Source organism: Nonomuraea sp. KM90, assembly GCF_052246675.1.
Classification (GTDB): domain Bacteria; phylum Actinomycetota; class Actinomycetes; order Streptosporangiales; family Streptosporangiaceae; genus Nonomuraea.
The window spans coordinates 70,499-92,940 of the sequence record NZ_JBQQCB010000004.1 but is presented as its reverse complement, the minus strand read 5'-3'; the positions used below and the strand labels follow the sequence as shown (position 1 = coordinate 92,940).

The following is a 22,442-nucleotide window of genomic DNA, read 5'->3' as shown; positions in this document are numbered from 1 at the left end:
GCCGCAACAAATGCGCAACGCGTTGCGCGACCCTCGCCATGACCGGTCACCTCTCTGAAGGGAACCCACAGTCATGGCCCTGGACCAGGACAAGCTCATGGACTTCCTCAACCTCTTCGTCAGCGATCTCGGCGCCACGATGGCGGCGGGCAACGTCCTGGTGGGTGATCGGCTCGGCTTCTACCGGGCCCTGGCGGAGAAGCCGCTGCGGCCGCACGAGCTGGCGGAGCGCACCGGCACGAACCCCCGGTACGCGGAGGAATGGCTCAACGGCCAGGCCGCCGGGGGCTACGTGTGCTACGACGCCCAGAGCGGCACCTACTGGCTCTCCGAGGAGCAGGCCTTCGCGCTCACCGACCCGGACGGCCCGGTGTTCGTGCCCGGCGGGTTCGAGCTGGCCGTGGGCGCGCTGCGGGCCGAGCGGCGGGTCGAGGAGGCCTTCCGCACCGGTGCGGGCATCGGCTGGCACGAGCACGACGAGGAGGTGTTCAGCGGCTGCGAGCGCTTCTTCCGCCCCGGTTACGCGGCCAACCTGGTCAGCACCTGGCTGCCGGCGCTGGAGGGCGTGGAGGACAAGCTGCGCGCCGGGGCCCGGGTGGCCGACGTGGGCTGCGGGCACGGCGCCTCCACGGTGCTGATGGCCGGCGCCTACCCGGACGCCAGGTTCACCGGCTCCGACTACCACGCGGGCTCGGTCGAGGAGGCCAGGGCGCGGGCGGAGCGGGCCGGTGTGTCGGACCGGGTCTCGTTCGACGTGGCCTCCGCCCAGGACTTCCCCGGCGGTCCGTACGACCTGGTCACCTCGTTCGACTGCCTGCACGACATGGGCGACCCGGTGGGCGCCGCCCGGCACGTGCTCGGCTCCCTCGCCCCGGACGGCACGTGGATGGTGGTCGAGCCGAACGCGGGCGACACGGTCACGGACAACCTCCACCCGATCGGGCGGGCGTACTACGCGTTCTCCACCTTCCTCTGCGTGCCGAACGCCATGTCCCAGCCCGGCGGTTACGCGCTCGGCGCGCAGGCCGGGGAGAGCCGGATCCGCGCGGTGGTCACGGAGGCCGGGTTCACCCGCTTCCGCAGGGTCGCCGAGAATCCCTTCAACATCGTGTACGAGGCCCGGCCCTGAGAAAATCCTGAGAAAAATCTTCGAGAAGGATGTAGAGAAACGCGTGTGGCCTCCGACCAACCGGTGAAAGGCAAGTGCAGCACCCGGAGGAGACCACAGTGAAATACCTGATCATGATGTACGGCAACAAGGAGATGTGGGAGTCGTTCTCGGCCGAGGAGGTCAAGGAGGCGATCGACGGCCAGGACGCGTTCAACCGCAAATACGCCGAGACGGGCGAGTTGCTGGGCGCCTACGGGAACGCCGACGCGGCTGAGGTGAAGACCGTGCGCGTGCGCGGCGGCGTCCCGGCCGTGACCGACGGACCCTACCTGGAGACCAAGGAATACCTGGCGAGCTGGTACCTGATCGACGTGCCCGACGAGCGGCGCGCCCTGGAGATCGCCGCGGAGGTGCCCTTCGCCTCGGTCCGCGCGGTCGAGCTCTGGCCGGTCCCGCACGAGGCGCCCGGCAACCGGCTCTGAGCCCCGGCCGCGGGCCGCCCCACCCCGCTAGCCCTTGATCCGTTTCATGGTGAGGTGGGAGTCGACGCGGGAGACCGCGGGCAGCGGCAGGATCTTCGCGCTGAGGAACTTCTCGTAGGCGATCTGGTCGGAGACCGCCACGCTCAGGTAGTAGTCGGGGCGCCCGAACATGCGCCGGAACTCCACGACCTCCTCCAGCGCCGCGACCCGGGACTCGAAGTCCTCGACGGTCTGCAGGTCGTTGACCGCGATCTCCACCGACATGACCACCTCCAGCGAGCGGCCCAGGGCCTCGGGAGAGATCTGCGCCCGGTATCCCGCTATCACGCCGGCGTCCTCAAGCCGCTTCACCCGGCGCAGGCACGGCGGCGGCGTCAGCCCCACCCGCCGGGCCAGCTCCACGTTCGGCATCCGGCCGTCCTGGGCCAGATGGAACAATATTTCGCGATCGATGGCATCGAGGCTAATAGAGTTGCTCATAGGCATCACTTTCAATAACAGGTGAAACCATATTATGCGACGCACGCACTAAAATTTCTTCCATGCGTGTGATGCGGGAAACGGAAGGGTCGCGGGACTTCGCGGCGGCGGTGAGGGACACCGCCTCGGTGGGGTTGAGCCTGTTCCCGCTGGGGATCAGCTTCGGCGTCCTGGTGGTGCACAGCGGGCTGGACTGGTGGTGGGCGACGGTGTTCACCGGGGTGATCTACGCGGGCTCGCTGGAGTTCCTGCTGCTCGGACTGGTCGCCTCGGCGGCGCCGCTGGGGCAGATCGCGATGACGGCGCTGCTGGTGAACATCCGGCACATCTTCTACGGCCTCTCCTTCCCCCTGCGCCAGGTCCGCCCGCTCGGCCGCGTCTACGCCACCTTCGCGCTCACCGACGAGGCGTACGCGCTGACCGCCGGCGGCCGCGCCCGGTCCTGGAGCGGCGCCCGGATCCTGTGGATGCAGGTGCTGTGCCAGGCGTACTGGGTCGGCGGCGCCACCGCCGGCGCGCTGGCCGGCGCGCTGATCCCGCTCGACCTGCACGGCCTGGACTTCGCCCTGACCGCCCTGTTCGTGGTCCTGACCATCGACGCCTGGCGGGCCCAGCGGGACCTGCCCGCCCCCTTGCTGGCCGCGGCCTCCTTCGCCGTCGCCGCGCTGCTGGCGCCCGGGCAGCTGCTGCTGGTCGCGATGCCGCTGTACGCCGCGAGCCTGCTCGTCCGGTACGCCCTGCGCCGCCGCCCCGCGCCCGGGATTCCTGCGCCCGAGACCCCCGCGCCCGAGCCCTCTGCTCCCGCCGCTCCCGCGCCCGCCACTCCCGTGCTCACCGCGACCGTCCCGGAGAGGTAGGACGTCCGTGCCCACCCCGCTCTACCTGGCCGCCGTCGTCGCCGTCAGCACCGCCGTCACCTGGGGCCTGCGCGCGCTGCCGTTCGCCGTGCTGGACCCGCTGCGCCGCTCGGCCGTCCTGCGGTACCTCGCCGTCCAGATGCCCGTGGGTCTCATGCTGATCCTGGCCCTCTACACCCTGCGCGGTGTGAGCCCCACCTCCTGGCCGACCGTCGTGACCACGGCCCTGTCGCTGGTCGTCGCGATCGGGCTGCACCTGAAGACGCGCAACGCCGTGGTCAGCGTTCTGGGCGCGACCGGCCTGCACGTGCTGCTGTCGACCCTCTGGCAGGCCTGAAGATTTTCGCCCGGGCAATCAGTCGCTAAGACAACGGGCAAGGCCGCTTCCGACCTGCGGAGGCGGCCTTTCTCCGTGCGGTAACTGTGCCTTGGGACGACGGTTCGGAGCCGGCCCCGGCGTGGCTCAGACTTGGAGCATTCGTTATCTTGTATCGTTCGTGTTTATGAAGGTAGGTTTGGCGGCATGACCGCACCCAGGACAGGGAACATCGCCGGGGAGCTGCGCGGTGTCGGCCTGAGGGTGACGGCCGCCCGTGTCGCGCTGCTCGAGACCGTCCGGGGCGGTGACCATCTCGACGTCGAGGCGATCGCCGCCGGGGTGCGCGAACGCGTGGGCCACATCTCCCTTCAAGCCGTCTACGAGGCCCTCCACGCGCTGACGGCGGCTGGACTCGTACGCCGCATCGAACCGGCCGGCAGCCCGGCCAGGTTCGAGGGCCGCGTCGGGGACAACCACCACCACATCGTGTGCCGCTCATGCGGTGCCGTGGCCGACGTCGACTGCGCGGTCGGCCACGCGCCCTGCCTGAACGCGGCCGACGACCACGGCTTCTCGATCGACGAGGCCGAGGTCATCTACTGGGGCCTGTGCCCCGACTGTTCCACCGCACTCAGTTCCTGAGCACCCGTTTTCCCCCTAGTCCGGAGAGATTCCATGTCCGAGAACCCCGATGCCATCGTCACCGACGCGAAGCTGGACGACGGAGGAGGCTGCCCGGTCGCGCACACGCGCGCCGCGCACCCGACCCAGGGCGGTGGAAACCGCCAGTGGTGGCCGGAGCGGCTCAATCTGAAGATCCTGGCGAAGAACCCCGCCGTGGCCAACCCGTTGGGCGAGGACTTCGACTACGCGGAGGCGTTCAAGAGCCTTGACCTCCCGGCCGTGAAGCGGGACATCGAGGAGGTGCTGACCACCTCGCAGGACTGGTGGCCGGCCGACTTCGGCCACTATGGCCCGTTCATCATCCGGATGGCCTGGCACAGCGCGGGCACGTACCGGATCAGCGACGGCCGTGGCGGCGCCGGGGCGGGCCAGCAGCGCTTCGCCCCCCTCAACAGCTGGCCGGACAACGCCAACCTCGACAAGGCCCGCCGCCTGCTGTGGCCGGTCAAGAAGAAGTACGGCCAGAAGCTCTCGTGGGCCGACCTGCTGATCCTGGCCGGCAACGTCGCCTTGGAGTCCATGGGCTTCCAGACCTTCGGCTTCGCCGGCGGCCGCCCGGACGTCTGGGAGGCCGAGGAGGACGTCTACTGGGGTCCCGAGACCACGTGGCTCGGCGACGAGCGCTACACCGGTGACCGCCAGCTGGAGAACCCCCTGGGCGCGGTCCAGATGGGCCTGATCTACGTCAACCCGGAGGGCCCGAACGGCAACCCCGACCCGATCGCCGCGGCCCGCGACATCCGCGAGACGTTCCACCGCATGGCGATGAACGACGAGGAGACGGCCGCCCTGATCGTGGGTGGTCACACCTTCGGCAAGACCCACGGCGCGGGCCCGGCCGACCACGTCGGCGCCGACCCCGAGGCCGCCTCGATCGAGGAGCAGGGCCTGGGCTGGCGGAACACGTTCGGCACCGGCAAGGGCGGCGACACGATCACCAGCGGCCTCGAGGGCATCTGGACGAACACCCCGATCACCTGGGACAACACCTTCCTCGAGATCCTCTACGGCTACGAGTGGGAGCTGTTCAAGAGCCCCGCGGGCGCGCACCAGTGGCGGCCGAAGGAGGGCGCCGGCGCCGGCACCGTTCCCGACGCGCACGACCCGTCGAAGACCCACGCGCCGACGATGCTGACGACCGACCTCTCGATGCGCTTCGACCCGATCTACGAGCAGATCACGCGGCGCTGGCTGGAGCACCCCGAGGAGCTCGCGGACGCCTTCGCCCGCGCCTGGTACAAGCTGACCCACCGCGACATGGGCCCGATCGTGCGCTACCTCGGCCCGGAGGTCCCGTCCGAGGTGCTGATCTGGCAGGACCCGCTCCCGGCGGTGACGCACGAGCTCATCGACGCCGCGGACGTCGCCACCCTGAAGAGCCAGATCCTCGCCTCGGGCCTGTCGGTGTCCGAGCTCGTGTCCACCGCGTGGGCGTCGGCCTCGTCCTTCCGGGGCAGCGACAAGCGCGGCGGCGCGAACGGCGCCCGCATCCGCCTGCAGCCGCAGATCGGGTGGGAGGTCAACGACCCCGACCGGCTGGCGACGACGCTGGGCACCCTTGAGGGGATCCAGAAGGCGTTCAACGGCGCGCAGACGGGCGGCAAGCAGGTCTCGCTCGCCGACCTGATCGTGCTGGCCGGCGCCGCGGGCGTCGAGCAGGCGGCCAGGAACGCCGGCCACGACGTGGTGGTCCCCTTCACGCCGGGCCGCGTGGACGCGCTGCAGGAGCAGACGGACGTGGAGTCGTTCGCCCCGCTCGAGCCGGTCGCCGACGGGTTCCGCAACTACCTCGGGAAGGGCAACCGGCTGCCGGCCGAATACCTGCTGCTCGACAAGGCGAACCTGCTGACCCTGAGCGCTCCCGAGATGACGGTCCTGGTCGGTGGCCTGCGCGTCCTGGGCGCCAACCACCAGCAGTCGGCGCTCGGCGTCTTCACCACGACCCCCGGGTCGCTGACGAACGACTTCTTCGTCAACCTGCTCGACCTGGGCACGACGTGGTCGGCGACGTCCGGCGACGCGAACACGTTCGAGGGCCGCGACGCCGCCACGGGCGAGGTCAAGTGGACCGGAACCCGCGCCGACCTGGTCTTCGGCTCGAACTCCGAGCTCCGCGCGCTCGCCGAGGTCTACGCGAGCGATGACGCGAAGGAGAAGTTCGTGAACGACTTCGTCGCGGCATGGGACAAGGTGATGAACCTCGACCGGTTCGACCTGCGCGCCTGATCGGTGACGTCCGGGCCGGCCCACGGCGGGCCGGCCCGGACGCTCCGCTCCGGGACCTCACCGCCGGGCGGCCGGCGGAGGGACCCGGCGCACCGGCAGCGCCCAGCCGCGGGGCCGGCTCGGGGCCGGCAGGTGCAGGCGTCCGCGGGTCGCCTGCCAGGAGGCGACCATCACGAACGTGACGCTGACCAGCAGCGCCCAGGCGCCGAACTTGGCGGGGTGGACCAGCTGCCAGGTCTCCCGCTGGTACGGGTACTGCCAGGCGCCGAGGTAGGTCGCGATGTTCTCGGCCACCCACAGGAAGAACCCGATGAGGGCGAGCGACAGCGCCAGCGGCATCTGGTAGCGGTGCGCGCCCACGGTGAAGTGCACCACCGTCCCCCACGTGACCACGACGAGCGCGAGGGCCAGCGGGATCCGCAGGTCGATCCACCAGTGCTGGCTGATGAAGTTCACGTATACGGCCAGCGCCACCACCGTCACCGGCACCGTCCGGTAGGCCACCAGGCGCAGCGAGAAGATCCGCCAGGCCGAGCAGACGTAGCTGCCCACGGCGGCGTAGAGGAATCCGCTGTAGAGCGGCACCCCGCCGATTTTGGTGGAGGCGTCCTCCGGATAGCTCCACGACCCGAGCCGTACCTTGACCAGCTCGAAGGCCAGTCCGACCAGGTGGAACCCGGCGATGACGGCGATCTCCTGGTTGCTCTCCCAGCGCAACGCGCGGAAGACCGCCGTCACCGCCACCGCGTAGAGCAGCAGCGCGTCATAGCGCGGGATCGGCAGCGGCAGGACCGACGAGGCGGCCAGACCGGCGAACATGGCGACGGCGAACGCGCACGACCTCGCCTCGGCCCACGCGAAGCGGAACATCTGGGCGGTGAAGAACCTCACGTCCTTATCCGATCGTCCGGACCGGGCCGGGGTTCGCCGGAATTCGTCGAGGTCGGGTGCAGAAATGGGCGGCACGCCGTGGCGGTCTACACCCGTTGGTGCAGGCGTACCGCGAACGGTGCAGGGTCAGGTGACGTTCGGCGGACGACGCGGGCCCGCCGTGGCCGGTTCTACCGTTCCGGCATGAGAACCGGAGGAATCGCCATGGGCAAGAGAACGATCACCGTCCTGGCCGGGTTGAGCCTGACGGCCGGGCTGCTGAGCCTGGGGGCCGGGGCTCGGGCGGCCGATACGAGCGCCGCCGCGCCGAAGCCGCCGAAGGGCGCCCGGGCGGTGGTGCAGGTCAGCCCCAACCCCACCACCGAGCGCGGTCAGGAGGTGACGATCACCGGGCACTGCGGGGGAGGCAAGGGGCTCAGGGCCGTGCTCGCCGGGCTCGACAGGAAGCGTCCGGTGCTGGAGAACGTCCGCATCATCGAGGACGGGCCCAAGAAGTTCGTGGCGAAGGCGACCCTGTCCGCCACGGTCGGCAACGGCGTCGGGCCCGTTCTCGTCGACTGCGGCGGCGAGGCGGGCGTGACCCTCCTGGTCACCCACGTCTGACCGGCGAGGCAGGCCCCGCATTGCCGTCACGACGCGAACCCGCCCCCGTCCGCCACTTCGCCCGGATCGTCGACGTCGCGCTCGCCGCCGCCACGGTCGTCTTCTACGTGGCGGTCGCCCTCGCCATCGGCATCCACAGTCCCTGGTTCGGCACGATCCCCCTCGCGCTGTTCCTCGGGGCACTCCTGCTGGTCAGGCGGCGCCGGCCGATGACCGTGCTGCTGCTCTCGGTCGCCGGGCTCTTCGTCTATCTCCTCGTCAAGGGCGAAGCTCCCGCGGGCTGGATCTGGCCGGCCTCGGTCGCCTACTTCACCGCCGCCGCCACGTCCCGGGTGCGGTGGGTGACGGCCGTCGGCGTGGCCGTGCTGGCGTACTCCGCGTTCGACTTCCGCCGGGTGCTGGACCTGAACCCGACCCGCTACGTGTTCCACGTGGTGGGGGAGGGGCTGCTCCTGGCGATCCTCATCGCCGCGGGCCTCACGTACGCCGCCGTGACGCGCTGGCGGGAGCGGCTGCGCGAGACCGACAGCCGTGCCCAGGCCGCCGAGGAACGGCTGCGCGTCTCGCACGAGGTGCACGACATCGTCGCCCACACGCTGGCCGTCGTCGGCGTTCAGCTCAATGTCGCCGCCGACGCCCTGGAGGAGGACCCGGCCGCGGCCGCCGCCGCGCTGCGCCTGGCCAAGGACGTCAGGAACCGGGCCATGGCCGACCTCCGCTCCCTCATCACGGTGTTGCGCGACCACCCGGGCGACACCGCGCCCCAGCCGAGCCTGGCCGCCCTGGGCACGCTCGTGGACGACGCCCGGGCCACCGGGCTGGAGGTGATCTTCGACGAGCGCGGCGACCCCGCGGACGTCCCGGCCATGCCGTCCATCGCCGTCTACCGGGTGGTGCAGGAGTCCCTCGCCAACACGCTCAAGCACGCGGCGGCGAGCAGGGCCGAGGTGACGATCGGCTACGGGGCGCGGTCGGTCACCGTCGAGGTCGTCGACAACGGCCGGGGAAGTCCCGCCGAGGTCACCGAGGGTCACGGCCTGGCCGGCATGCGGGAGCGGGTGAGCGCGCTCGGGGGCACGCTCACCGCCGGGCCGGTCGCCGGGGGCTTCGCCGTACGGGCCGGCATCCCTGTGGCAGGCTCGGCGGAATGACGATCAAGGTGCTCCTCGCCGACGACCAGGCACTCGTTCGGGCCGGGTTCCGCAGCCTGCTGGCCCGCTCGCGGGACATCACGGTCGTCGGCGAGGCCCAGGACGGCGACGAGGCCGTACGGCTGGCCGCGAGCACCCGCCCCGACGTGGTCCTCATGGACATCCGCATGCCGGGCACCGACGGCATCACCGCCACCCGGCGCATCGTCACCGGCCCGGCCGGCCCCGGCTGCCGCGTGATCATCCTCACCACGTTCGACACCGACGAGCACGTCTTCGCCGCGCTCCGGGCCGGGGCCAGCGGCTTCCTCACCAAGGAGGTCGAGCCCGCCGAGCTGCGCCGGGCGGTCGCCGCCGTCGCCGCCGGGGACGCGCTCCTGTCGCCGGGGGTGACCCGCCGCGTCATCGAGCAGTTCGCCCACCGGCAGGACCTCGCGCCCGGCGCGGGGCGGCGCCTGGACGCTCTCACCTCCCGGGAGCGGGAGGCGGTCAAGCTCGTGGCGCTCGGCCTCACCAACCACGAGATCGCCGAGCGCCTGGTCATCAGCCCGCTCACCGCCAAGACCCACATCACCAGGGCCATCGCCAAGCTGGACGTACGCGATCGCGTCCAGCTCGTCATCCTGGCCTACGAGAGCGGTCTGGTGCGGCCCGGCGGCTCGTAGGTCACAGGGGCCCGGCGAAGACAACGATCTCGTCGATGTCGCCCTCCGCCCTGACGTGCACCACGTCCATGCCGGTCAACAGCACCTGGCCGGCGCCGTCGGTGAAGCACCAGGCGAAACGCGCCCACTCCTCCGGCGCGTCGACCTGGCTGGTGCGCATCATCCGGCAGGGGCCCGCCGGATGGCCCTGGACCACCTCGGTGATGAAGCCCTCGACGGCCTTGCGGCCGACGCCCCGGCCCAGCGGCCCCCAGAAGACCACGTCCGCCGCGAGCGCCTGGCCCAGCAACGTGGCCCGTCGCGCCGCGTCACGCTCGTTGGCCGCCGCGATGAAGGCGTCGACGGCACGGACGTGAGCACTCTCACCGGTCACAGCACGCTCCTCCCGGAAGGGCGCAGGCGACGGAGGCTCGGCGAGCCCGCCGACCGCGGCCGATCAGCCCTGACAGGCTACGGCGCGGGCGGCACCCGCGGGCGGGCACCGGAGCCCGATGCCGGCCGCTCACGCAGTCGGATTGTCCAGGTGGTCCGACGGTTCGACCATTCCGGGCGCGCTCAGCGGGGCGCATAGTTTGGCTCACCCGTGTGTATCTGTCTAGTGAAGCCACCGGAGGCCACATGTCGGGAAGGGTAGGAAGGCGGCGCCCAGCGGCGTTAGCCGTAGCCGCCGTACTGGGGATGCTGGTGTCCCTGCTCGCCGCGCCCCCCGCGCTCGCGCTCACCACTCGCAGCGTGAGCTCGCCCAACGGACTGATCACCTTCACCCTCACCGAGCAGGCGGCAGGCGCCCTGACGTACGCGGTGACCGCCGGGACCACGCAGGTCTTCGGCGACTCCCCGCTGGGCATCGCCACCTCGGCGGCCGATCTGCGGTCCGGGCTGAGCTACGTCAGCGAGGCCCGCACCACGATCGACACCACCTACTCCTTGCCCGCGGGCACCAAGCCCTCCTACCGCGACCACGCCAACGAGCTGGTCCTCCGTTACGCGAAGAGCGGCCAGACGCTGGAGCTGGTGATCCGCGCCTACGACGACGGCATCGCCTACCGCTACCGGTTGCCGGGCAGCGGCCCGGTGACGATCACGGACGAGACCAGCGGGTTCCGCCTGCCCGCGACGACCGGCGGCTGGGCGGCCCCGTGGAACGCGAACTACGAGCAGGACTACACCTACCGCAACGCGGCCCAGCTCAACTCCGGCACGGAGCTGACGATGCCGCTGCTGGCCTCGATCGACAACAACGCCTACTTCACCGTCGTCACCGAGGCGCAGGTGGTGAACGCGAACGCCTCCTACGTGCCGTCCCTGCTGAAGGGCAGCGGGGCGGGTGACGGGCTGCTCAACGTCAAGCGGACCCCGGACCAGGCGTTCCCCGTCTCGGCGACGTACCCCTTCCAGACGCCCTGGCGGGTGGCGATCATCGCCGGGAACCTCGACACGCTCTACAACTCGGACCTGGTGCAGGACCTCAACCCCCCGGCAACGGAGAATGCCTCCTGGGTCCGCCCGGGACGCGCGGCGTGGTCCTGGTACGCCGACGGCGACAGCGCGAGCGATCTCGACAAGCAGAAGGAGTACGTCGACTTCGCCGAGTCCATGGGCTTCGAGTACGTGACCATGGACTGCTGCTACAACCGCACCGTCGACCTGCCGGCGATCGCGGCCTACGCCAAGCAGCGCGGCGTGAAGATGTTCGCCTGGGTCACCGCCGAGCCGTTCGCCGACCCGGCCGACGCCGAGGCCCTGATGGCCGAGCACAAGGGCTACGGCATCGACGGCCTCAAGGTGGACTTCTTCCTCAGCGACTCGCAGAAGTCGATGGGCTGGTACCAGTCGATCGGCCAGTCGGCGGCGAACCACGAGATGATGCTCAACTTCCACGGCAGCACCAAGCCGGGGGGTGAGAACCGCACGTGGCCGTGGCTGGTGACCTCGGAGGCCGTCGCCGGCACCGAGCACTACCTGTATCCGCCGCCCACGACCGCCCGCCAGGACGTGACCTACCCCTTCATCCGCAACATGCTCGGCGGGATGGACTACACGCCGACGATGATCTCGGAGAACGCGTCCATCCTCACCCAGGGTCATTCGCTGGCCCAGGCCATCGTCTTCACCTCCGCGATGGTCAACTACGCCGACTCGGCCGCGGCCTACGAGCAGTGGGCCGGACGTCACCTGATGCGCGCGATCCCGACCGTGTGGGACGAGACGAAGGTCGTCGAGGGCTTCCCCGGGGACCACGTGACCGTCGCGCGCCGTTCCGGCGACGACTGGTTCGTCGGCGCGATGACGTCGCCGGCCAGGACCGCCTCGGTCCCGCTGTCGTTCCTCGGCTCCGGGAACTACACGGCGACGATCTTCGCCGACGACCCCTCCGGCCGGCTCACCGTGTCGGCCCAGACCGTCACGAGCGCGACCACGCTCTCGCTGCCGATGATCGCGACCGGCGGCGTCTCCGTCCACCTCTCGAAGCAGCCCCTCGCCATGGTCGGCACGGGCGACAGCCGGTACGAGGCGGAGAGCGCGGCCAACACCCGGGCCGGCGCAGCCGACGTCCAGCCCTGCAAGGGCTGCTCGGGCGGCCAGAAGGTGGGCAACATCGGGTCCGGCGGCTCGGTGCGGTTCAACGGCGTGACGGCCGCGCAGGCGGGCCCGCACCGGCTGACCTTCACCTACACCTCGGGTGACCCGCGATCCGTCCAGGTCCAGGTCAACGGCACCACCGTCGCGACCGAGAACGTGAAGGACTCCGGCAGCTGGGAGCACGTCGGCAAGTGGTCGCTCGACGTGCCGCTCAACGCCGGGGCGAACACCATCACGTTCCTGAACACGGGGGCCTACGCGCCGGACATCGACGCGCTGACGATCTCCCGTGAGGTGGAGGCCGAGGCGGCGGCGAACACCCGCTCGGGCGGCGCCGTCGTGGACGCGTGCTCCGGGTGCTCGGGCGGCAACGGGGTGTCCGGTCTGGCGGCCGGCTCGCTCTCGGTGCCGTTCCAGGCCACCTCCGCCGGCAACAAGACGGTGCGGATCCACTACGCGTCGTCGGCCGCCGCGTCGATCAAGGTCGCGGTCAACGGCGGCACGCCGGTCACGGTGCCGCTGCACGCGACGGGCGGCAACGACGCCCCCGCCACCGCGACCGTCGGGCTGCCCCTGAACGCCGGCGCGAACACCGTCCTGATCGAGGACGCGTCGGGGGCGGGGGTGACGGTCGACTCGCTCGACGTGGTGATGTGACCCCCAGGGGCCGGACCGGATCGATCAGTCCGGCCCCTGCCTTAAATTTCGGATTTGTCCCAGATCGGTGATGGAGAACGTGTTGAGCGACGATGTACGCCCCCGCCGGACGGGCGCGGGCGAGGTGAACGTCTGGATCGACAACCCGGACACGGGCGCGCGCCTGACCGTGACCCGCGGCGACGAGCTGCTCCGAGTGCCGCTCGGGTTCTCGGTCGACGGCACCGACCTGGGCACGGACGCGGAGCTCGTGCACGTCTCGGAGCGTACGGTCGGCGACCGGTTCACGTTGCGCTCCGGCAAGTCCGCCGGCGAGCACGACTACGAGCACCGGGAGAGCGTGCACACGTTCCGCGCGGCCGGTGGCGTCGAGTGGCAGGTCATCCTGCGCGTGGGGCGCGACGGGGTGGCGCTCCGCTACGCCCTGCCCGCGCTGGACGGCACCGCCCGCGTCACGGGCGAGCGCACCGCCGTCACGCTTCCCGCGGGCTCGCGCAGCTGGGTCCTCGACTACCAGACCTGGTACGAGACCCCGCGGTTCGGCGTGGACACCGCCGAGCTGGGGAGCGGCGCGTACGGGCTGCCCTTCCTCACCCGCCTCGACGGGACGACGCATCTCCTGATCACCGAGTCCGGGATCGACGGCCGCTTCGCCGGCGCGCACGTACGGGCGGGCGAGCCGGAGCCGGGGGGCGGCCGGACGCTCCGCTTCACCCTCGCCGACGAGTCCGTCGAGGTCGCCCGCGGCGTCGTGACACCCTGGCGCGTCTTCCTCGTCGGCCCCCTCACCGAGCTCGTGTCCTCCCTGTTCGTCGAGGAGCTGGCGCCGGCCGTCGCACCGGAGCTGGCCGGCGCGACCTGGGTGCGGCCCGGCCGCGCCGCCTGGTCGTGGTGGTCCGACTTCTACTCGGGCGCCCAGCTCGCCAAGCAGCGGCACTTCGTGGACGTCGCCGCCGAGCTCGGCTGGGAGCACCTGCTCATCGACTGCGGGTGGGAGGAGACGTGGGTGCCGGAGATCGTCGCGTACGCGAGCCGGCGCGGGATCCAGGTGCACCTGTGGACGATCTGGCGCGACCTCAACAGCCCCGAGGACCTGCGCAAGCTGGCGCTGTGGCGCTCCTGGGGCGTGGCCGGGATCAAGGTCGACTTCATGGAGTCGGAGTCGAAGGACCGGTACCGCTGGTACGACACGATCCTCACCGAATCCGCGCGGCTCGGCCTGATGGTGAACTTCCACGGCTCGGTGATCCCGCGCGGCTGGATGCGTACGTTCCCGCAGGTCATCGGGTACGAGGCGATTCGCGGGGCCGAATACTACGTCTTCTTCGAGAACCAGGCGCTCACCGCGGCCCACAACGTCATCCAGCCGTTCACCCGCAACATCGTCGGGGCGATGGACGCCACGCCGGTCGCCTTCGGCGCCGCGGGCCGCACTACCAGTGACGGCCATGAGCTGGGGCTGTCGGTGGCGTTCGAGTGCGGGATCACCCACTTCGCCGACCACGTCGACGCCTACACGGCGCGTCCGCTCGCGGCGCGGTTCCTCGCGGAGCTGGCGCCGGTCTGGGACGAGACGGTGCTGCTGGCGGGCGACCCCGACACGCACGCGGTCATCGCCCGCCGGGCCGGCGACCGGTGGTTCATCGGCGGGATCGCCACCGGCGAGGCACGCGTGATCCACGTGCCGCTGGACCGGCTCGGAGCGGGCCCGGACGCCCAGGTGTGGATCGTGGGCGACGCCTCGCCGGGGCCGGACGCGGGCGACGCCTCGTCGGCGCTCGGCCTCATGGAGACGACCGTGACCGTCACGGACGCCGTCGAGGTCGCCGTGGCCCGGGACGGGGGTTTCGCCGCCATCGTGGCGCCGGCGGGCGCGGACGTCTTCCGGGCCGCGCCCCGGCCGTACCACCCCGCCCCCGCGGTGCACCCGTCCGTCGCCGAGGTCGGCGCGGACGGGACCGCGCTGATCACGACGGACGCCGGCGCACGGCTGCGCCTGCCCGCGGGCTGGACCGCCGACCGCGTCACCGCCCCACACCCGCACCAGGCAGGCGGCCCGCACCAGGCAGGCGGCCCGCACCCGGCAGACGGCCCGCACCCGGCAGACGGCCCGCACCCGGCCGATGGCGGGGCCGCCGAGATCCGCTGGGCGGTTCGGCCGGGGGCGGGGCTGCGGCCCGGGCGGCTCGGGGTCGTGACGGTCGAGCGGGACGGCGACGGCGTGGTCCCCGTCGTCGCCCACGCCCGCGTCGTCTCCCCGCTGACGGCCGGCCGGTACGCGATGTCGGACCTGCCGATGATCGAGTTCGTCAACGAGGACGGCCCCGTCGAGCGCGACCAGTCGAACGGCGGGGGCAACCCCGGCGACGGCGGCCCGATGCGCGTGGCCGGGCAGGAGTTCGAGCGCGGCCTGGGCACGGCGCCGTACTCGGAGGCCCATTTCCACCTGGGCGGACGAGCCGAGTCGTGCACCGGCGCGGTCGGCGTCGACGACGAGTCCACGGGGCGGGCACGGGTCAGCGTCCTCGCGGACGACCGCGAGATCTTCGCCGCCGTCGTCGAGGCGGGCAACCCCGTCACCACCTTCGACCTGGCGGTTCAGGGGGTCCGTACGCTGTGCCTGCGCAGCGAAGCCGCCGGTCCCGACGACTCGGGCGTGCATGTCGACTGGGTCGACACCACCGTCCACGTCACATCCGTCAACCGCTAACCCCCGGCCGACGAGGACCGGCGCACAAGTGCAGAGGAAGATCATGAAGCGCAAATGGACGGCAGCCATGGCCATGGCCGTGGCGGCGACCCTCCTCACCGCCTGCTCGGGCGGATCCGGCGGCACGTCGAACGAGAAGGTCACCCTCACCTACGCGAACTGGAGCGAGGACCAGACTCCGGCGATGGAGCAGATCGCCGCCGAGTTCCAGAAGCAGAACCCGAACATCACCGTCAAGATCCAGACGCTGCCGTGGCCCGAGTACTGGTCGACCCTCCAGGTCGGCGTGGCCGGCGGCACCGCGCCGGACGCGTTCTGGATGCTCGCCGACCACTTCCGCGAGTACGCCAAGGGCGGCGCGCTGATCGACCTGTCCGGCACGGTGAAGTCCGCCGGGATCGACCTGGGCGCCTACCCCAAGGCCGTCACCGACTCCTACACCTACGAGGGCAAGACCTTCGCGCTGCCGAAGGACTTCGACACCAACGGCATCTGGTACAACAAGGCGCTCTTCGACGCGGCCGGCGTCAAGTACCCCGATGACACCTGGGGCTGGAAAGAGGTCCAGGACGCGGCCAAGAAGCTGACCGACCCGGCCAAGGGCGTGTGGGGCATCGCCGCGCCGATCGACCCGCAGGGCGGCTACTACAACACGATCCTCCAGGCCGGCGGCACGATCATCAACGCGGACGGCACGGCCTCCGACTTCGCCGGTCCGGCGGCGGTGGCCGGCCTGAAGTTCTGGACCGACCTCCAGGCGGCCGGTTCCTCGCCGACGCTGAAGCAGCTGTCGGACACCGAGGCCGTGTCGATGTTCGAGAGCCAGAAGGTCGCCATGTACTTCTCCGGCGCGTACTGGGCACTGCGGTTCCACAAGAACGCCGACCTGAAGGGCAAGGTCAACGTGGCGCCGCTGCCGAAGGGCGTCAAGCGGGCCACCGTCACCAGCGGCATCGGCAACGCCGGGTACGCGGGCAGCAAGCACCCGGAGGAGCTCAAGAAGTTCCTCGCCTTCCTCGGCGGCGTCAAGGCGGCGGAGATCCAGGCGGCCACCGGCACGGTGCTCCCCGCGTACAAGGGGACCCAGGAGCCGTGGCTCAAGGCGATGCCGGACTTCGACCTGCAGATCTTCATCGACGCCATCGACTACAGCGTCCCGATCCCGGTCGCGGGCAACACCGCCGAGTGGCAGGGCCTCGCGGCGCAGTACCTGGGCCCGGCCTGGGAGGGCGCCAAGCCCGTCGAGACCGCGGCGAAGGAGTATCAGGACGCCGTCAACCAGGTGCTCGCCAAGAAATGACGCACCAAGAAGTGGCAAGCGAGCCCGTGCGGCGGCCGGCCGGCCGCCGCACGGGCGGTACCCGTCCCAGCGTGTGGTGGTCGCTCGCGTTCATCGCCCCCGCCACGATCGGCCTGGTCGCCCTCTACCTGTGGCCGTTCCTGTCCACGCTGGTCAAGAGCTTCCAGGACGTCCCGGCGTTCGGGCCCGCCACGTTCGTGGGCACCGACAACTACCGGACCCTGCTCGGTGACGGCGAGGTCTGGGAGGCGTTCGGGAACTCCGCGCTCTACACGGTGATCGTGCTGCTCGGCATCCCCCTGGCGGTCGCGCTGGCCGCGCTGATCGAGCAGGCCGGCCGGGGACGCACGATCTACCGGGTGCTCTTCTTCCTGCCGGTCGTCACCCTGCCCGTCGCCGTCGGCATGGTCTGGCGCTTCATCTACAACGGCGACTTCGGGCTGCTCAACTACGTGCTGTCGTGGTTCGGCGTCGACGGCCAGTACTGGGTGGCCGACCCCCGGTTCACGATCTACGCGTTCGGCGTCGTCGGCATCTGGATGGGCCTGGGCATCAACCTGATCATCCTGGGCGCCGGCCTGCAGGCGATCCCGAAGGCCGTCTACGAGGCGTCCGCGCTCGACGGCGCCGGTCGCGTCCGGCAGTTCTTCCACATCACCGTGCCGCTGCTCAGCCCGAGCATCTTCTTCGTCACGATCCTCACCGTGATCGCCGCCCTGCAGATGTTCGACCTGATCTTCATCATGCTGCGCAGCGTGAACAACACCGCGCTCGCCGACTCGAAGACGATCGTCTACCTGTTCTACGAGAAGGCGTTCGTGCAGTTCGACCAGGGCTACGGCGCCTCGATCGCGATCGTGCTGCTCATCGTGATCATGATCGCCACGGCTCTGCAGTTCCGTCTTCAGAAATCCTGGGTGTTCTATGGCTGAGTCCGCCGCCCGCCGCCCGCCACGTACGCGGCGGCGCGAGAAACCGACCGCCACCTGGCCGATCCACGCGATCCTGATCGCCGCGTCCGTGATCATGGTGGTGCCGTTCGTCTGGCAGATCCTCACCGTCTTCAAGACGACCGCCGAGGTCAGCAGGGTTCCGCCGACGGTGTTCCCGGCCGAGTTCAGCCTGCACTCGTTCGAGACGTTCTTCTCGACGGTGCCGTTCTGGTCGATGTTCGGGGTCTCCGTCGGCTCGCTGGTGCTGCGGGTCATCGGGCAGGTCTCGGTCGCGGCGCTGGCCGGCTACGCCTTCGCGCGCATGCCGTTCCGCGGCAGTGGCGTGCTGTTCGGCCTGTTCATCGCCATGCTGATGGTGCCCAGCCAGCTTTTCCTGATCGGCCAGTACCAGCTGATCCGCGACCTGCAGCTGCTGGACACCCTGCCGGCCCTGGCGATCCCGGGCCTCTTCTCCGCCTTCGGCACCTTCCTGATGCGCCAGGCCTTCCTCAACATGCCCAAGGACTACGAGGAGGCGGCCCGGCTCGACGGCGCCAACCCGTTCCAGATCTTCTGGTACGTCATGCTCCCCATGGCCAAGCCGATGCTCGCCGCCCTGACCGTGCTGACCGGGCTCTACTCGTGGAACGACCTGCTCTGGCCGCTCATCGTGTCGCCGTCCGGGGACAACCGGCCGCTGCCGGTGGGGCTCGCCGGCCTGCAGGGACAGTTCGGCACCGACTACCCCACCCTGATGGCGGGCGCGCTCGTGTGCTCGATACCTCTCGTGATCGTCTTCCTGCTGCTGCAGCGCCAGTTCTTCGCGGGCATCGCGAACAGCGGGCTCAAGGGATGACGGGACACCCACAACGGGATTGCGACTGACATATGAACGACACACCCATCCACCTGCGTGCCGGCGGCACCAGCCTCGTCGTCGCCGTAGACGGCGGGCGGCTGCCGCGCATCCTGCACTGGGGGCCGGACCTCGGCGAGCTCGGCGACGCCGCCCTGGCGGACCTCCATCGCGCGGCGCTGCCCGCCATCGGCGACAGCGCGGTCACCTACCCCCAGCCCGTCCCGGTGCTGCCCCAGCTCACGGAGGGCTGGCTCGGCCGCCCGGGCCTGGTCGGGGACAGCGACGGCCGCCGCTGGGCGCCCTTCTTCCGCGAGGCGACGCACGAGGTCGGCGACACCCCTGAGGGGCCCGTGCTGCGCACCTCGGCGCGCGACCCCGACTACGGCCTGGCGATCGACATCGAGATCCAGGTGCTCGGTTCCAGCGGACTCGTCCGGCAGCGGGCCGGGATCAGGAACGACGCGGCGCAGCCGTACCGTGTCGGGTCCCTCGAACTGGCGCTGCCGGTGCCGTCGGACGCGACGGAGATCCTCGACCTGACCGGCCGCTGGGCGCTCGAACGGGTGCCGCAGCGGCGCCCGTTCAGGGTGGGCGAGTGGGTGCGGGCCTCGCGGGGCGGCAAGCCGGGGCTGGAGCACACCCTGCTGCTGGTCGCCGGCGAGAGCGGGTTCGGCTTCCGGCACGGGACGGTGTGGGCCACCCACCTCGCGTGGAGCGGCAACCAGGTGCTCGCCGCCGAGCTGACCCCGGCGGGCACCAGGCACCTCGCCGCGGGAGAGCTGCTGCTGCCGGGCGAGGTGGTGCTCGGGCAGGGCGAGGAGTTCCGGAGTCGGTGGCAGTACGGGTCGTGGGGGGTGGGGCTGGACGAGCTCGCCGCCCGCTTCCACCGGCACCTGAGGTCCCGGCCGCGCCATCCGCGCGCGCCCCGGCCCGTGGTGCTGAACACCTGGGAGGCCGTCTACTTCCGGCACGACCTCGACACCCTGCTCGAACTCGCCGAACGGGGCGCCGAGCTGGGCGCCGAACGGTTCGTGCTCGACGACGGATGGTTCCTGGGCCGCCGCGACGACACCAGCTCGCTCGGCGACTGGACGGTCGACCCGGCCGTCTGGCCGAAGGGCCTCCAGCCGCTCGCCGACCGGGTACGCGAGCTCGGGATGGACTTCGGCCTCTGGTTCGAGCCGGAGATGGTCAACCTGGACTCCGACCTGGCCCGCCGCCACCCGGAGTGGATCTTCGACGCTGGCCACGGCCCCGGCCTGCCCTCCCGGCACCAGCACGTGCTCGACCTCGGCCATCCCGGCGCGTACGCCTACCTCTTCGAGCGGATGAGCGAGCTCGTCGGCTCACTCGGCATCGCCTACATCAAGTGGGACCACAACCGGTACCTGCTCGACGCCGGCCACGTCCCCGACGGCCGGCCGGGCGTGCGCACCCAGGTCCAGCAGGCGTACCGGTTGATGGCGCAGCTCAAGGCCGCCCACCCGGGGCTGGAGATCGAGTCGTGCGCCAGCGGAGGGGGCCGCGTCGACCTCGGCGTGCTGGAGCTCACCGACCGGGTGTGGCCGAGCGACTGCAACGACCCGCACGAGCGGCTGGAGATCCAGCGCTGGACGGGCCTGCTGGTCCCGCCGGAGCTGCAGGGCACGCACATCGGGGCCGAGGAGTCGCACACCACCCACCGGACCCACCCGCTCGACTACCGAGCGGAGAAGGCGTTGTGGGGTCACCTGGGGATCGAGACCAACCTGCTCACCGCCGACGACGGGACGCGCGCGGCGCTGGCGCGGTGGGTCGCCTTCCACAAGGAGCACCGGGCCCTGCTGCACACGGGCGAGGTGGTGCACGCCGACCTCGCGGACGCGGCGTACCGGCTGGAGGGGGTCGTGTCGGGCGACCGCTCCGAGGCGCTCTACGCGTTCAGCGTCGTCGAACGCCCGGCGACGTGGCCTCCGGGCCGGATCCGGTTCCCCGGGCTGGACGACGCGCGCCACTACACCGTCGAGGCCGTCCATCCCGGGTCGGCTCCCGCCGCGGGAGCCGTGCTGCCGCCCTGGCAGCGCGCGGGCGTCACCCTGTCGGGGCGGGCGTTGCGGCTCGTCGGCGTCGAGGCGCCGTCCCTGGACGTGGACCGGTCGGTGCTGCTGCGGGTGACGGCGTCGTAGGCCGCTCAGCCCTTCGCCCGGTTGCGGTATTCGGTGGGGCTGGCCTCGTGCATCCGCCTGAAGTGACGGGAGAAGTAGAACGGGTCGGGATAGCCGACCTCGCGGGCGATGTCGGCGACGGTCGCGTCGGTGGTGTCGAGGAGGTTGCGCGCCTGCGCCATCCGCAGTGCCGTGTGGTGGGCGAGCACGCCGCCCCCGGTGGCCCGGCGGAACAGCGCGCTCAGATGGGAGGGCGAGACGCCGACCAGCGCGGCCAGGTCCGCGACGCGTACGGTGCTGTCCAGCCGCTCGGCCAGGTAGGCCATCGCGCGCTGCAACGGATCGCCGGGCGCCGGCATGGCGCGGTCGGCCACGATCTGGGTGAGCAGCTTCCACGCGGCGCCGGCCGCGCCCATCAGGCTGGCGGGTGAGTGGTCGCGCTCCAGGACGGTGACGATCTCGTCGAGCAGCGCGACGGCCCGGTCGAGCCGCCGGACGGAGATCACCGGCCGGGACGGCCCGGCGCCGACCGCCTCGATCAGCTCGGGCAGGTCGGTGCCGCGGAGGTGACACCACCAGATCGTCCAGGGTGTGTCGGCTGACGCGCCGTAGGCGTGCGGGATGCCGCGCGGGATCAGCAGTGCCGCGTTCGACCCGACGCGGTATTGCACGCCGTCGATGCTGGCCCATCCCGTGCCGGCCGCGCACAGGATGAGGACGGCCTCCTCGATGCCATGAGGCCGGTTCATCAGGTGATCCGCGGCGACGGGGTAGTAGCCGGTGTCCGTCACCATGAGCCGCCGGGTCACCGGCCGCGAGTTGGCCTCCGCGACGACCCGGCGCGGCACGACCGTCAGCCGCTGGTTGCGGAATCCTTCCTGGATCGGCATCGAGCAAGTATGGCACATGCGTCGGATCGTCCAGGTGATCTCACGCATCGGCCATTCCTGGCGGCCGTGGCACACGTGTTGACTGGCGGCGACGACCTCGCCGTCAGGCCGGAGGGCGTGATCCGATCAGGAGAACAAGGGGGAGACCGTGGGACGAGGATTGTTGTCGGGCAAGGTCGCCGTGGTGACCGGCGCCGCCTCCGGCATCGGCGCCGCGGTGGTGGAGCGGTTCCTGAGCGAGGGCGCCCGCGTCATCGCGGTGGACCTGGCCGGCCAGGGGCCGGCCCGGCCCGACCTCCTGGCGATCAGCGGCGACGTCGCCGACGCGGAGACCTGGCGGCGGATCGCGGACACGGCGCGGGCCGAGTTCGGCCGGCTGGACGTGCTGCACAGCAACGCCAGCACGGTGGTCCGGGCCCCGGCGCACGAGCTGTTGGAGCGCGACTGGGACCGGCAGCTCGCGGTCAACCTGACGGCCGCGTACCTGGGGGCCCGAGCGTGTGTCGGGCTGCTGCGGGAGAGCCGGGGCGCCATCGTGCTGACCTCCTCGGTGCACGCCCTGGTGGGCATCCCGCGGCACCCCGCGTACGCCGCCGCGAAGGGCGGGCTCGTCTCGCTCGGCCGCCAGCTCGCCGTCGAGTACGGCCCGGAGGTGCGGGTCAACACCGTGCTCCCCGGGCCCGTCCTCACGCCCGCCTGGGACGGCATCGGCGAGGAGGACCGCCGGCGCAGCGCGGAGGCCACCGCCGCCGCGCGGTTCGGCCGCCCCGAGGAGGTGGCCGCCGTGGTGACCTTCCTGGCCTGCGCCGAGAGCTCGTACGTCACCGGCGCGTCCCTCCTGGTCGACGGCGGCTGGACGGCGATGAAGGACTCGGCATGACAGCCGGCATCGACATTC

The 22,442-nt window shown here is 71.3% G+C and carries 20 protein-coding genes; 16 read left to right on the top strand and 4 right to left on the bottom strand.

Annotated features, from left to right (window positions below):
- Positions 1–73: 73 nt before the first annotated feature.
- Together ACTWPW_RS06715 and ACTWPW_RS06710 are read left to right on the top strand one after the other, a co-directional pair.
- Entirely contained in the window at positions 74–1,129 is a 1,056-nt protein-coding gene (locus tag ACTWPW_RS06715) for a class I SAM-dependent methyltransferase (protein ID WP_375117290.1), read from the top strand.
- Between the two features lie 98 nt (positions 1,130–1,227).
- On the top strand, positions 1,228–1,593 hold the full coding sequence (locus tag ACTWPW_RS06710) for a YciI family protein (protein WP_443168199.1): 366 nt from the start codon (positions 1,228–1,230) through the stop codon (positions 1,591–1,593).
- 27 nt (positions 1,594–1,620) lie between these two features.
- Here ACTWPW_RS06710 and ACTWPW_RS06705 read toward each other — a convergent pair whose 3' ends face one another.
- Entirely contained in the window at positions 1,621–2,073 is a 453-nt protein-coding gene (locus ACTWPW_RS06705) for an Lrp/AsnC family transcriptional regulator (RefSeq protein WP_364135252.1), read from the bottom strand.
- A gap of 62 nt (positions 2,074–2,135) precedes the next feature.
- Between ACTWPW_RS06705 and ACTWPW_RS06700 the strand changes: the two genes are divergently transcribed.
- From ACTWPW_RS06700 to katG, 4 genes are all read left to right on the top strand, one after another.
- A complete protein-coding gene (locus ACTWPW_RS06700) occupies positions 2,136–2,930 on the top strand; it encodes an AzlC family ABC transporter permease (RefSeq protein WP_443168198.1) in 795 nt (264 codons plus the stop codon).
- 7 nt (positions 2,931–2,937) lie between these two features.
- A complete protein-coding gene (locus ACTWPW_RS06695) occupies positions 2,938–3,267 on the top strand; it encodes a branched-chain amino acid transporter permease (RefSeq protein WP_443168197.1) in 330 nt (109 codons plus the stop codon).
- A gap of 186 nt (positions 3,268–3,453) precedes the next feature.
- The gene (locus tag ACTWPW_RS06690) at positions 3,454–3,891 is read left to right on the top strand and encodes a Fur family transcriptional regulator (RefSeq protein WP_375117286.1); all 438 of its coding nucleotides are present in this window, start codon (positions 3,454–3,456) and stop codon (positions 3,889–3,891) included.
- A 33-nt stretch (positions 3,892–3,924) separates the two neighbouring features.
- Positions 3,925–6,159: a catalase/peroxidase HPI gene (katG, locus tag ACTWPW_RS06685; protein ID WP_375117285.1), complete on the top strand. Its 2,235-nt coding sequence runs from the start codon at positions 3,925–3,927 to the stop codon at positions 6,157–6,159.
- Between the two features lie 57 nt (positions 6,160–6,216).
- On the opposite strand, the gene ACTWPW_RS06680 is transcribed toward katG, so the two are convergent.
- The gene (locus ACTWPW_RS06680) at positions 6,217–7,050 is read right to left on the bottom strand and encodes a DUF817 domain-containing protein (RefSeq protein WP_375117284.1); all 834 of its coding nucleotides are present in this window, start codon (positions 7,048–7,050) and stop codon (positions 6,217–6,219) included.
- A gap of 183 nt (positions 7,051–7,233) precedes the next feature.
- On the opposite strand from ACTWPW_RS06680, the gene ACTWPW_RS06675 reads away from it, so the two are divergent.
- The 3 genes from ACTWPW_RS06675 to ACTWPW_RS06665 are packed head-to-tail and all read left to right on the top strand — an operon-like array spanning position 7,234 to position 9,469.
- Positions 7,234–7,653, top strand: a complete 420-nt coding sequence (locus tag ACTWPW_RS06675) for a hypothetical protein (RefSeq protein ID WP_443168196.1) — start codon at positions 7,234–7,236, stop codon at positions 7,651–7,653.
- A 20-nt stretch (positions 7,654–7,673) separates the two neighbouring features.
- The gene (locus tag ACTWPW_RS06670) at positions 7,674–8,804 is read left to right on the top strand and encodes a sensor histidine kinase (RefSeq protein WP_375117282.1); all 1,131 of its coding nucleotides are present in this window, start codon (positions 7,674–7,676) and stop codon (positions 8,802–8,804) included.
- Positions 8,801–9,469, top strand: coding sequence for a response regulator (locus ACTWPW_RS06665; RefSeq protein WP_443168195.1), 669 nt, complete (start codon positions 8,801–8,803; stop codon positions 9,467–9,469). Before ACTWPW_RS06670 ends, ACTWPW_RS06665 begins: the two co-directional genes overlap by 4 nt.
- A 1-nt stretch (position 9,470) precedes the next feature.
- On the opposite strand, the gene ACTWPW_RS06660 is transcribed toward ACTWPW_RS06665, so the two are convergent.
- Entirely contained in the window at positions 9,471–9,842 is a 372-nt protein-coding gene (locus tag ACTWPW_RS06660; RefSeq protein ID WP_443168194.1) for a nuclear transport factor 2 family protein, read from the bottom strand.
- Positions 9,843–10,147: 305 nt separating this feature from the next.
- Between ACTWPW_RS06660 and ACTWPW_RS06655 the strand changes: the two genes are divergently transcribed.
- The 6 genes from ACTWPW_RS06655 (at position 10,148) to ACTWPW_RS06630 (ending at position 20,675) form a co-directional block, all read left to right on the top strand.
- The gene (locus ACTWPW_RS06655) at positions 10,148–12,709 is read left to right on the top strand and encodes a glycoside hydrolase family 97 catalytic domain-containing protein (protein ID WP_443168193.1); all 2,562 of its coding nucleotides are present in this window, start codon (positions 10,148–10,150) and stop codon (positions 12,707–12,709) included.
- 82 nt (positions 12,710–12,791) lie between these two features.
- Positions 12,792–15,419 (top strand): glycoside hydrolase family 97 catalytic domain-containing protein, encoded by a 2,628-nt coding sequence (locus ACTWPW_RS06650; RefSeq protein WP_443168192.1) that lies wholly within the window; start codon positions 12,792–12,794, stop codon positions 15,417–15,419.
- A gap of 43 nt (positions 15,420–15,462) precedes the next feature.
- Positions 15,463–16,719 (top strand): ABC transporter substrate-binding protein, encoded by a 1,257-nt coding sequence (locus ACTWPW_RS06645; RefSeq protein ID WP_375117277.1) that lies wholly within the window; start codon positions 15,463–15,465, stop codon positions 16,717–16,719.
- Positions 16,716–17,651, top strand: a complete 936-nt coding sequence (locus ACTWPW_RS06640) for a carbohydrate ABC transporter permease (RefSeq protein WP_375117276.1) — start codon at positions 16,716–16,718, stop codon at positions 17,649–17,651. The genes ACTWPW_RS06645 and ACTWPW_RS06640 overlap by 4 nt, the downstream gene beginning before the upstream one ends.
- Complete coding sequence (locus ACTWPW_RS06635) at positions 17,644–18,507, top strand: carbohydrate ABC transporter permease (protein WP_443168191.1); 864 nt, start codon at positions 17,644–17,646, stop codon at positions 18,505–18,507. The genes ACTWPW_RS06640 and ACTWPW_RS06635 overlap by 8 nt, the downstream gene beginning before the upstream one ends.
- A gap of 32 nt (positions 18,508–18,539) precedes the next feature.
- Entirely contained in the window at positions 18,540–20,675 is a 2,136-nt protein-coding gene (locus tag ACTWPW_RS06630; protein ID WP_443168190.1) for an alpha-galactosidase, read from the top strand.
- Positions 20,676–20,680: 5 nt separating this feature from the next.
- On the opposite strand, the gene ACTWPW_RS06625 is transcribed toward ACTWPW_RS06630, so the two are convergent.
- A complete protein-coding gene (locus ACTWPW_RS06625; protein ID WP_443168189.1) occupies positions 20,681–21,544 on the bottom strand; it encodes an AraC family transcriptional regulator in 864 nt (287 codons plus the stop codon).
- A gap of 148 nt (positions 21,545–21,692) precedes the next feature.
- On the opposite strand from ACTWPW_RS06625, the gene ACTWPW_RS06620 reads away from it, so the two are divergent.
- Positions 21,693–22,424, top strand: coding sequence for an SDR family NAD(P)-dependent oxidoreductase (locus ACTWPW_RS06620; RefSeq protein WP_443168188.1), 732 nt, complete (start codon positions 21,693–21,695; stop codon positions 22,422–22,424).
- Positions 22,425–22,442 lie beyond the last annotated feature (18 nt).